Origin of the sequence: Paenibacillus forsythiae T98, assembly GCF_000520735.1 — a bacterium.
Classification (GTDB): Bacteria; Bacillota; Bacilli; order Paenibacillales; family Paenibacillaceae; genus Paenibacillus_AQ; species Paenibacillus_AQ forsythiae.
In genome coordinates this window covers 1-10,342 of the sequence record NZ_ASSC01000597.1, presented here as the reverse complement: position 1 = coordinate 10,342, position 10,342 = coordinate 1, and the positions used below count along the sequence as shown (strand labels likewise).

Sequence of the window (10,342 nt, the reverse complement as noted above, 5' to 3'; positions counted from 1 at the left end):
CAGCTCATCCTGCGGCTCCTCGGTTTCCGCCGCCGTATCATCCACTTCCGGAACGATAGACTCGTCATACTCCGCCTCGCCCTGGCTGCTGACGTAATGGACAATCGCTTCCACCTCGGCGTCGCTCATAAAGGCCCCCTGAACCCGAACGGGCTTGGAAGAGCCCATCGGCATGAACAGCATGTCCCCGCGGCCCAGCAGCTTCTCCGCTCCCGCCATATCCAGAATGGTCCGCGAATCCACCTGCGAGGAGACGCCAAAGGCGATTCGCGAAGGGATATTGGCCTTGATAACGCCCGTTATCACATCCACCGATGGACGCTGGGTCGCAATAATCAGATGAATTCCGGCGGCCCGCGCCATCTGGGCCAGACGGCAGATCGCGTCCTCCACATCATTCGCAGCGACCATCATTAAATCGGCAAGCTCGTCCACAATAACGACGATATAAGGCAGAACCGCCTCGGGATTATCCTTCATCAGATGGTTGTAGCCTTCCACATTTCGGGTCCCGGATTTGGAGAACAGCTCATATCGTTTCTCCATCTCGACCACGATCTTCTTGAGCGCCAGGCTGGCGCGCTTCGGGTCGGTGACAACGGGAGCCATTAAATGGGGAATTCCATTATACACGTTGAGCTCAACCATCTTCGGGTCGACCATTAGAAATTTCACTTCGTCAGGCTTCGCCTTATACAGAATGCTGGTGATGATCCCGTTAATGCAGACCGATTTGCCGGAGCCCGTTGCCCCGGCGACGAGCAGATGGGGCATCTTGGCAAGGTTGCCGATGATCGTCTGACCGGAAATATCCCTGCCAAAAGCAATGGTCAGCCTGGCATCGGCTTCCTGGAAAATCTGCGTTTCCATGACTTCCCTCATGGTGACGAGGGACACCTCCGGATTCGGCACCTCGATGCCGATTGCCGATTTACCGGGGATCGGCGCCTCCATCCGTATATCCTTGGCGGCGAGCGCCAAAGCGATATCGTCGGTCAGGTTGACGATCCGGCTGACCTTAACGCCGATATCGGGCTGAATCTCGTACCGGGTAACCGCCGGCCCTCTAACGACTTCAAGCACCTTGGCCCGCACACCAAAGCTTTCGAGCGTCGCCTCAAGCTTGCGGGCCGTCTGCATATAATCGTTCTGGTCGCCGGCTTTGCCGCCATTGCTTGGCTTCGATAACAGCCGGAACGGCGGAAGCTTGTAAGGCTTGGGCGCAGGCGCAGGCTTGGGAGCTGGTAGAGTCTCTCCTCCTTCGGACTCGCCTTCGGCGCCGGTGCTTGCTTCCACAATCATACCGCCGCTCTCACCGGGGCCGGGGAGAGCCTCTTCCATCGGTTCCTGCAGGCTCCGGGCATCGGCAGGCTTCGCGCTGCTTCGCGCAGTCGGCGAGAACTCGCCCCACTCCTCACGGTCTTCGTCGCTCAAGCCTTCCGCACGGATATGTTCGAAGAAATCCCGTATAATAGGGGTTACAGGCTCCAGCTCCCCGTTGTCTACATCAAGATCCTCATCGGAACCGGACCAATCGGAATGGGAAGACATCCCCGATATGATCGGCATATCCCGTTCCTCGTCCCAAGTATCATCGGTCTCCGGCAAAGCATCGGCTCCGGATCGCGGAGTCTTGCGCTTCATGAGTCTGTCAAAGAACTGCGGAGCTTTGCGGCTCGGAAGAGCCCCTTCCGTCGGTTCCGCTTCTTCTTCATCCTCGTCCGGTTCCTCCTGCGATAACCGAGAGTCCTTCTTTGATCTTCCCCGGCCAGGCACCGGGACTGCCTGCGGTCGGCTCGCCGCTCTGAGCCGCATTCCTTCCACGAGCTTGACCGCCCGGATTCTCAATAATCCGAACAGCTCGATATAGGAAAGGTTCGTGACCAGCATAAAGCTGATCGCCAGCATCACGATCATAAGCAGCTTGGCGCCAAGCGTCCCGAACAGCCACAGCAGCACGGCGAACTCCAGCCCGCCGACATAACCGCCGCTTATATCCTTGCCCAGCATATATACGCCGCCCTCATTCGCGGCTGGAGACAAGGCCCCGGCCAGATCCTTCTGGGTCTGCGACAGCACATTGCCCGGATGCAGCATGGACACCGGCCCAAGCTTCTGCTCCATAGCCGAGATGCTGCTCATCAGACACATGGAGAACACAAGCAGCAGGACGCCGCTGTGCCGGCTGCTCCAATTCGAAGGCCATTTCCGGTAAATCATGACCATTAATCCGTAATACATGCCGATAAGCGGCAAGACGAAATAAAACCGGCCGAGAAGATAAGCGGCCAAGCTTGATAAAGAACGTCCTACCGCCGCTTCACCGGATAATGCTATAACCGAGAAGGTAATCAAAAGGATGCCATAAATCTCATATTTTAAAACGCTGCCCAGCAGCGCCTTCTTTTTTTTCCGTTTTCTCCGTTTAGCCACGCCAGCCACCCCCGAATCAGTATTATACCATATAATGGCGTGGCGTACCTATGTTCTGTTTTTGTCGGAAAACGCCGTTCTTTGTTCAGCGGTTATCGGCAGCTCCGGATGCATATGAAATCACTTGTCCCGGCGCTAGACCGGGCTCCAGATAGCGGTGCAGCGGGCATTGCAGAAGCCTTACTATTCTGGCCCTGCCTTCGTCCAGCGGCTCGACCTGCATCACTATGCCCTGTACTGTAACTTCACGGAACGGAGGCGAAGCCTTGATGGCCCCGTCCCACACCTGATCGGCGGATATGACGGAATACAGGATCATTGAGTCAATCCTCCTGTCTCCGCAGCAGCACCTCTTAGAGCAATCAGTTGGTTCAGCTTGGCCATCGCGGTGCCGATTCCGCCTACTTCATCCATAAGACCAAATGCAACGGCATCCGAGCCGCCGACCGCCGTACCGATATCCCTGTTGAGCTCCCCGGTCTTAAACATCAGGTCCTTGAAGCAATCCACGGAAATCCGGGAATGGGAAGTGACGAAGCGAACGACGCGCTCCTGCATCTTCTCCATATACTCAAACGTCTGCGGAACGCCAATAACCAGACCGTTCATGCGGATGGGATGAATCGTCATTGTGGCGCTCTCCGCGATGATCGAATAGCTTGAGGATACCGCGATGGGAACGCCGATACTGTGGCCTCCCCCTACCACAACCGTTACCGTCGGCTTGGACAGCGAAGCAATCATTTCTGCAATGGCAAGGCCAGCTTCCACATCGCCGCCCACCGTATTCAAAATGATAAGCACTCCCTTGACGGTCTTGCTCTGCTCGGCCGCGACGAGTTGCGGAATGATATGTTCGTATTTGGTCGTCTTGTTATGTGGGGGCATGACGATATGTCCTTCGATCTGCCCGATGATCGTTATGCAATAAATCTCCGGCTCAGTGGACGGGACGGCCACTTGTCCGAATTCTTTCACCGTGCCAATCACGCCGCCGGGTTCATGCGTTCCTTCACTGCCCGGTTCTTCTCTCCCTGGCGGCTGTACCGGCTCCTCATTTCGGTAAGCTGTTTCAATAGGTGTATTGCCATTGCCATCCATGCTCAGCGCTCCCTTGTTCGCTTGCAACCCAGCTCTTTAGCAAGCGTATGGTATGAATCTCCCGTTAGTATGACTTACCTTACCCCGACATTATTCAGATAGGCAGGTGAACAGCATAAAGCCTCCCTCCGCCAGGAAACCGTCCAATATTTCCAGCGGGAGAGAGGCTTTTATGCTTCAATCATTAAATAAAATTCAATTAACCTGGCTTACACTTCCATGATGATCGGAAGGATCATCGGTCTGCGGCGGGTCTGTTCATACAGGAAGCGTCCGAGCGCATCCTTGACGCTTGTCTTAAGGGAAGCCCACTCATTGACCTTCTCGCTCATCAGGCGCTGCAGCGTGCTGGAAACAATCCGGTTCGCTTCGTCAAGCAGGCCTTCCGATTCGCGCACATACACGAAGCCGCGAGAAATGATGTCAGGCCCCGATACGATTGCCCCGTTCTGCTTGCTCAGCGTAACGACGACAACCAGGATGCCGTCCTGCGACAGCAGCTTGCGGTCGCGCAGGACAATATTGCCTACATCGCCGACGCCAAGACCGTCAATCAGCACATTGCCGGAGGTAACCTTGCCGGCTTTGCGGGCTGAGCCGCCTTGAATCTCCACCACTTCGCCAAGCTCCGTGATGAAGATGTTGTCCGGGTCAACGCCCACGGACTTCGCCAGCAGCGCATGCCGGCGCTGCATGCGGTACTCGCCGTGAATCGGGATGAAGAATTTCGGCCTCATCAGGTTAAGCATCAGCTTCAGTTCTTCCTGGCTGCCGTGACCCGACACGTGCACGCCGGAGTTCGAGCCGCTGTAGATGACGTCCGCGCCCAGACGGAACAGCTCATCAATCGTACGGCCAATGTACTTCTCATTGCCGGGCACCGGTGTTGCCGCAATAATAACGGTGTCGCCGGGCAGAATGTCCACTTTGCGGTGACTGGAACGCGCCATGCGGGTCAATGCCGACATCGGTTCGCCCTGACTGCCTGTGCAGAGAACGACGACCCGATTAGCCGCCATCCGGTTCATTTCCTCCGGTTCGATCAGCATGCCATCAGGCATATTCAAGTATCCGAGCTCGGAAGCGATGGATACGACATTGACCATACTGCGGCCGATTACGGTAATTTTACGGCCCGTTTGCTCCGCAGCGTTAACGACCTGCTGAATACGGTGAACGTTGGATGCGAACGTCGCCACCACAACACGCTGTTCGGCTTTGCGGAAAATATCTTCGAGCACGATCCCGACATTTTTCTCGGAAGGGGTGAATCCCGGCTTCTCGGCGTTGGTGCTGTCCGACAGGAGCGCGAGTACGCCCCGCTGTCCGATTTCGGCCATGCGGTGCAGGTTCGCGAATTGACCATTGACTGGGGTATGGTCAAACTTGAAGTCGCCCGTATGAACCACGTTGCCTTCCGGAGTCTCAATGCACACGCCGACCGAGTCGGGAATACTGTGATTGGTTCTGAAGAAGCTAACAACCAGCGAGCTGCCCAGCTTGATCACCGAGTCCTCGTTGATTAGAATGCGCTTCGTTTCGCCAAGCAGATTCGCTTCCTTGAGCTTGTTCTCAACCAGCCCGAGTGTAAGCTTCGTTCCGTAGACCGGAACGTTCAAATGCTTGAGGACATACGGCAGGCCGCCGATATGGTCCTCATGGCCGTGCGTGAGCATAATGCCTTTTACCTTGTCACGATTCTCCGTCAAATAAGAAATATCAGGAATAACGATGTCAATACCGAGCATATCTTCTTCAGGGAACTTCAGTCCCGAGTCCACGACCACAATGTCGTTGCCGTATTGCACCACATACATATTCTTCCCGATTTCCCCCACTCCGCCGAGTGCAAAGATCATCAGTTTATCATTGTTGTTTTTTTTGGACAAATGAATCTAACCCTCCTAGATATGTTGGACGTCATATGTTATTTAAATCAAGAACTTCAATTGTTTAGCAGCACTGAACACATTCAATAACGCAGAAATCTTGCCGATGTGGAGACAAAGGGCATTAAGGCGCAAAAAAATAAACCTTAACAAAAGCTTCCCTGCCGCAGGGAGCATAAATTTGCATTAGCGAACCTATGCTGTGAAAACAACCGGCCGCGCCCCTTGCGCGAGAACCTTTGCCGACAAAGCAGATCCGCGAATGGAAAAATATTCCCTCTGATCCAAACAGACCTGCCGTGCACCACATGACATAAGAATTACCGCTTATTTAATTTTAACCGCACCCAGTCACTTAACTCCATTATACATGATATTTTTGCCAAAACACAAGTCGCGGGAGCTGATACCCGTATTCTTCCCGTAAACAGGGAGCATTATTTCATTGGGGCACCGGAAATGGCAGCGCAAAAAAACCGGCCCTCATAACGAGAACCGGCTCATAACCAATAAAGACTATTGCCCAGCTTTTATTGTACCAGCTTTCTGATAAATTCCGCTTCCGCCTCGTCCGGCGGGGTTAAAGGAAGACGCACCGAACCTACCTTGATTCCCTGAAGCTCCAGCGCGTATTTGACGGCGGACGGGCTAGGCAGCGGCTGCGGACATTCGAACAGCCCTTTGAATATCGGAAAAAGTTCCCGGTGAAGCTCCCCGGCGAGCTGAACGCTTCCCGAGAGATAGGCGGAAATCATGTCTTTCATTCTTGCACCCTCAAGATGGCTCGCCACGCTGATAATGCCGTGTCCTCCAACCGCCAATGCCGGCAATGCCGAGGCGTCGTCCCCGGAGTACACAAGAAAATCCTGCGGAGCGCCGGACACGATCAAGGCGATGTGATCCAGGGATGCACACTCTTTCGTCGCGACAATGTTCGGAATTTGCGCCAGCCGAATCGTAGTCCCCGCGCTCATGCAGATTCCGGTGCGTCCGGGAACGTTATACAGAATGAGCGGAAGCTTGGTCTCGGCCGCAATCGCCGCAAAATGTTGGTACAGCCCTTCCTGGTTCGGCTTGTTGTAATAAGGAACGACCAGCAGCGCGCCGTCGACGCCGATCTTCTCCGCCTTTTGAGTCAGCTCAATCGTATGCTTGGTGTTATAGGAGCCTGTGCCCGCAATAACCTTGCAGCGGCCTGCGGCTTTCTCCAGAACAAAGGAGAACATTTGCAGCTTCTCCTCATCGCTTAATGTGGGCGATTCGCCCGTTGTCCCGCAGACGACGAGCCCTTCCGACTTCTGTTCTTCAATCAGGTAATCAACCAGACTCGCTACCGCGTCCCAGTCAATCTCTCCCTCCTTGTCGAAAGGAGTTACCATAGCTGTTATTAGTCTTCCGAAATCCACTCCGAATTCCTCCTGTTAACGGTGTAATTCAAACTTGGAATGCAGCGCGCGCAGCGATTGCACCATATCTTCCTTCTTGACCAGAACCCAGATCGTCGTATTGGAGTCAGCGGATTGCAGAATTTGAATGTTATGATCGCTGAGCGCTTCCACGACACGGGCCATGATTCCCGGCACACCGTTGATGCCCCCGCCGATAACGGATACCTTGACGCAGCCGGACAGGCTCTTCGGACGGAGTCCGATTTCCTGCAGCACCGCGATCGCTTGTTCCGAATGATTGTCAAAAACGGTGTAGACAGCGCTCGTCGGGGTAACATTAATAAAATCAACGCTTATTCCGCTATCCGCCATGCTCTTGAATATTTGCAGCTGAACGCCGCTTCCGTTGCCGTCCGGGCAGTCCACGGAGATCTGCGTAATGTTGCTGACATAGGCGATGCCTGTAACGAAGCGGTCCACAATTCCGGGCTGCGACTCCTGAAAGCCTTCCGGATGCGTGACCAGAGTGCCTTCATTCTCTGAAAAAGTAGAGCGGACGCGGACCGGAATCTGCGCCTGCATCGCAATTTCCACGGCACGCGGATGTATGACCTTGGCGCCCTGATAGGCCATATTGCAAATTTCAGTATAGCTAACATAGGACAGCGGCTTCGCATCCTCGACGATTCGCGGATCGGCGGTCAGAATGCCATTGACATCCGTGTAAATATCGACCATTTCCGCCCGCAGCGCGGCGCCAAGCGCCGTTGCCGATGTATCGCTTCCTCCTCGTCCGAGCGTGGTAGAGTCCCCGTCTTCCGTCTGACCCTGAAAGCCGGTCACGATGACAACCTTCTGGGCGCGAAGCTCCCGCAAAATCCGTTCCGGACGGACATCGAGAATCCGCGCGTTTCCGTAGCTGTTGTCCGTCAGGAAACCGGCCTGGGCTCCGGTGAGCACTGTCGAGGGGACGCCTTCTTTCTCCAGCAGGCTGCACAGTGTCGTCGCCGAAATGATTTCACCGCAGCACAGCAGTAAATCCCGTTCGCGCTGAGGGAGAGCATCGCCATTTTGGGAGACCCAGTCAAGCAGCGTATCCGTCGCATAAGGCTCGCCCTTACGGCCCATCGCCGAGACTACGATGACAAGGCTGTAGCCATGCCCAAGCTCCCGTTTAACGTGGCGGATCACATGATCTCTGGCCTGCGGGGTGGAAAGCGAGGTCCCGCCAAACTTCTGTACCAAAATGCCCATTAATAATTCCTCCATTAGTTAACGACAGGCTGCACAATGTTCTCCAGATGAATCCCGGGCTGCCGGAACTTCGCTTCTAAATCTAAAGGAATAAACACGATTGTACCGCCCTCAGGCGGAGGACGGCAACGGTTGGTCTATTAATGTTATGCTGAATGAAACCGTTCGATAATCATCGGCTGCAACTGGGAGCCATGAAGCGCCGCATAGCAGGCCTCCGGAATCAGTTCCATGCGGGCCACCAATGAATTCGGCTTCTGCTCGGGATTATCCTGTCCGAAGGGAACAAAATAAATATTTTTGGTTACCAAAAGTTTCGCAATATTCGCCGCGTTCAGACCGAGTCCGTCATTGGTTGATATGGCCAGAACGAGCGGCCGTCCGTTGCGCATTTGGGATTTGGCCGCCATCAGCACCGGTCCGTCCGTCATGGCATTGGCCAATTTGCTAGTGGTATTTCCTGTGCAGGGCGCAATCGTAAGTACATCCAGCAGTTTGGATGGACCCAGCGGTTCCGCTTCAACAATTGTAGAAATGATATCATTCCCCGTTATTTCTTTCAACTGTTTTAGCCAATTTTCCGATGTGCCGAACCTTGTGTCCGTACCCAGCACCGAAGCCGATATAATAGGCACGACGTTCGCGCCCTCGTCTACAAAACGCTTGATTTGGGGCATCACCTCTGCAAAAGTGCAGTGGGAACCGGTGATTGCATAGCCTACCGTCTTACCGTGCCAGTTCATTGTTTATCCCCCTTCGCCAACATCTGCTCCGAAATCGACTGAACAAGCGCGCCCGCCATAATCCTCCCCGCGCTTTTGGGCGCTACGATTCCCGGCAGCCCCGGCGCCAGGATAGCCTTGATGCCCCGTTTCTCCGCATAGCGGAAATCCACTCCTCCGGGCGCGGAAGCGAGATCGATAATGCAGGTGTGCCGGGGCACCCGCGACAGCACCTTGGCGTTAAGAATCAGGCTGGGGATCGTATTGAAAATATAATCAACGTCCGTTACATATTCTTCCAGACGGTCCGTCATGAACGGCTTCCAGCCCATGACCTCCGCCTTGGCGAAATGATCCCGCTTTCTGACGCCTACTGTGACTTTGGCGCCAAGTCCTTGAAGGCTTTTAGCCATTGTAAAGCCAGTCCGGCCGATGCCGAGCACCATCGCTTCAGAGCCGTGAATGGTAAAATCGGTATTCTGGATCGCCATGACGAGCGCGCCCTCGGCGGTTGGAATCGAATTGTAGATCGCAACGTCGTCGCGTTCGAGCAGCTGTACCAGCTCCAGTCCCCCGAGAGCGCACAGCCGTATCAAATATTCTTTCGCCATGCCTGTGTAAATAGTGCAGTGCTTGGGCAACGCCCCGATATGCTCCTCAAGCAGCCTCATCGGCTTGGAAGAATACTTAGCGCTGATATGGCCTTCATCGTCGCAGCCGACGGTCGGCAGCACCAGAACGTCCGCGCCGCTGAGCAGGTGGGCGGACATTTCCTCCAGGCTAACCCCCTCGCAAGGGGTATCCCATTTATCAAACCCGGCAGCGCTTACCGCCGCATCCATCTCCACACATTTCCGAATCACTTCAATTTGTCTTGCGTCCCCGCCCAGGAACACGATCCTGACGCCAGTCAGCATAGGGATGACGCTCCTTTCAACATTACACTGTTAGGCCATAGAGCATCTTATGCGGGTAAGCGCGGATGGGTGAAAGCAAAAAAAGAGCCTGCGTTCAGCCGTAACCCGGCCGTTCCGCAAGCTCTGCATCCATGCTTTTCTATACGTAATGTTCTATTTTCCCGTATGCCCGAAGCCTCCCGCTCCCCGCTCGGTATCCGTCAACTCTTCCACTTCCACCATCGTTACGGATGGCACAGCTTGAAAGACCATCTGGGCAATCCGCTCATTGCGGGCAATCGTAAAAGGCTCCTGGCCCAGATTGATGAGCAGTACCTTGATCTCGCCCCGGTAATCGGCGTCGATCGTGCCCGGCGTGTTAAGGCAGGTGATGCCGTGCTTCAGCGCCAGTCCGCTGCGCGGACGAATTTGCGCCTCCAGCCCGTCCGGCATGGCAAGCGCGATTCCCGTGGGAACCAGCGCCCGCGCTCCGGGCTCAAGCGTCATTTCGCCGCCAACAGCGGCGAAGAGGTCGTAGCCCGAAGCCTGCTCCGACATTTTGCGTGGAAGATTCACATCCTCATTGCCCGGAAGCTTTAGAATTTGCACGTAATACGACAAGATCATCTCTCCTAACATTTGCAATCGCTTTATCGGAA

9 protein-coding genes are annotated in these 10,342 nt (G+C 54.8%); all 9 read right to left on the bottom strand.

Annotated elements, in window-relative coordinates; genetic code table 11:
* Positions 1–2,433: FtsK/SpoIIIE family DNA translocase (locus L692_RS0118670; RefSeq protein WP_025701598.1), on the bottom strand; the 2,433-nt coding region annotated here is incomplete at its 3' end.
* Positions 2,434–2,518: 85 nt separating this feature from the next.
* Entirely contained in the window at positions 2,519–2,752 is a 234-nt protein-coding gene (locus L692_RS0118665; RefSeq protein WP_025701597.1) for a YlzJ-like family protein, read from the bottom strand.
* Positions 2,749–3,534 (bottom strand): ClpP family protease, encoded by a 786-nt coding sequence (locus L692_RS0118660; protein WP_084463260.1) that lies wholly within the window; start codon positions 3,532–3,534, stop codon positions 2,749–2,751. The genes L692_RS0118665 and L692_RS0118660 overlap by 4 nt, the downstream gene beginning before the upstream one ends.
* A 209-nt stretch (positions 3,535–3,743) precedes the next feature.
* On the bottom strand, positions 3,744–5,423 hold the full coding sequence (locus tag L692_RS0118655) for a ribonuclease J (protein WP_025701595.1): 1,680 nt from the start codon (positions 5,421–5,423) through the stop codon (positions 3,744–3,746).
* A 530-nt stretch (positions 5,424–5,953) separates the two neighbouring features.
* Positions 5,954–6,829 carry a 4-hydroxy-tetrahydrodipicolinate synthase gene (gene dapA, locus L692_RS0118650; protein ID WP_025701594.1) on the bottom strand — a complete coding sequence of 292 codons (876 nt, stop codon included), beginning with the start codon at positions 6,827–6,829 and terminating at the stop codon, positions 5,954–5,956.
* 15 nt (positions 6,830–6,844) lie between these two features.
* Positions 6,845–8,065, bottom strand: coding sequence for an aspartate kinase (gene dapG, locus L692_RS0118645; protein WP_025701593.1), 1,221 nt, complete (start codon positions 8,063–8,065; stop codon positions 6,845–6,847).
* Positions 8,066–8,211: 146 nt separating this feature from the next.
* Positions 8,212–8,808, bottom strand: a complete 597-nt coding sequence (locus L692_RS0118640; RefSeq protein WP_025701592.1) for a dipicolinate synthase subunit B — start codon at positions 8,806–8,808, stop codon at positions 8,212–8,214.
* Positions 8,805–9,704 (bottom strand): dipicolinate synthase subunit DpsA, encoded by a 900-nt coding sequence (gene dpsA / locus L692_RS0118635; protein WP_025701591.1) that lies wholly within the window; start codon positions 9,702–9,704, stop codon positions 8,805–8,807. Before dpsA ends, L692_RS0118640 begins: the two co-directional genes overlap by 4 nt.
* Positions 9,705–9,857: 153 nt before the next feature.
* Entirely contained in the window at positions 9,858–10,304 is a 447-nt protein-coding gene (gene dut / locus L692_RS0118630; RefSeq protein ID WP_025701590.1) for a dUTP diphosphatase, read from the bottom strand.
* Positions 10,305–10,342: the final 38 nt, after the last annotated feature.

Coding starts and splice junctions, on each gene's coding strand:
- L692_RS0118665 (WP_025701597.1), bottom strand. CDS start 2,752: ATGATCCTGTATTCCGTCATATCCGCCGATCAGGTGTGGGACGGGGCC.
- L692_RS0118660 (WP_084463260.1), bottom strand. CDS start 3,534: ATGGATGGCAATGGCAATACACCTATTGAAACAGCTTACCGAAATGAG.
- dapG (WP_025701593.1), bottom strand. CDS start 8,065: ATGGGCATTTTGGTACAGAAGTTTGGCGGGACCTCGCTTTCCACCCCG.
- L692_RS0118640 (WP_025701592.1), bottom strand. CDS start 8,808: ATGAACTGGCACGGTAAGACGGTAGGCTATGCAATCACCGGTTCCCAC.
- dpsA (WP_025701591.1), bottom strand. CDS start 9,704: ATGCTGACTGGCGTCAGGATCGTGTTCCTGGGCGGGGACGCAAGACAA.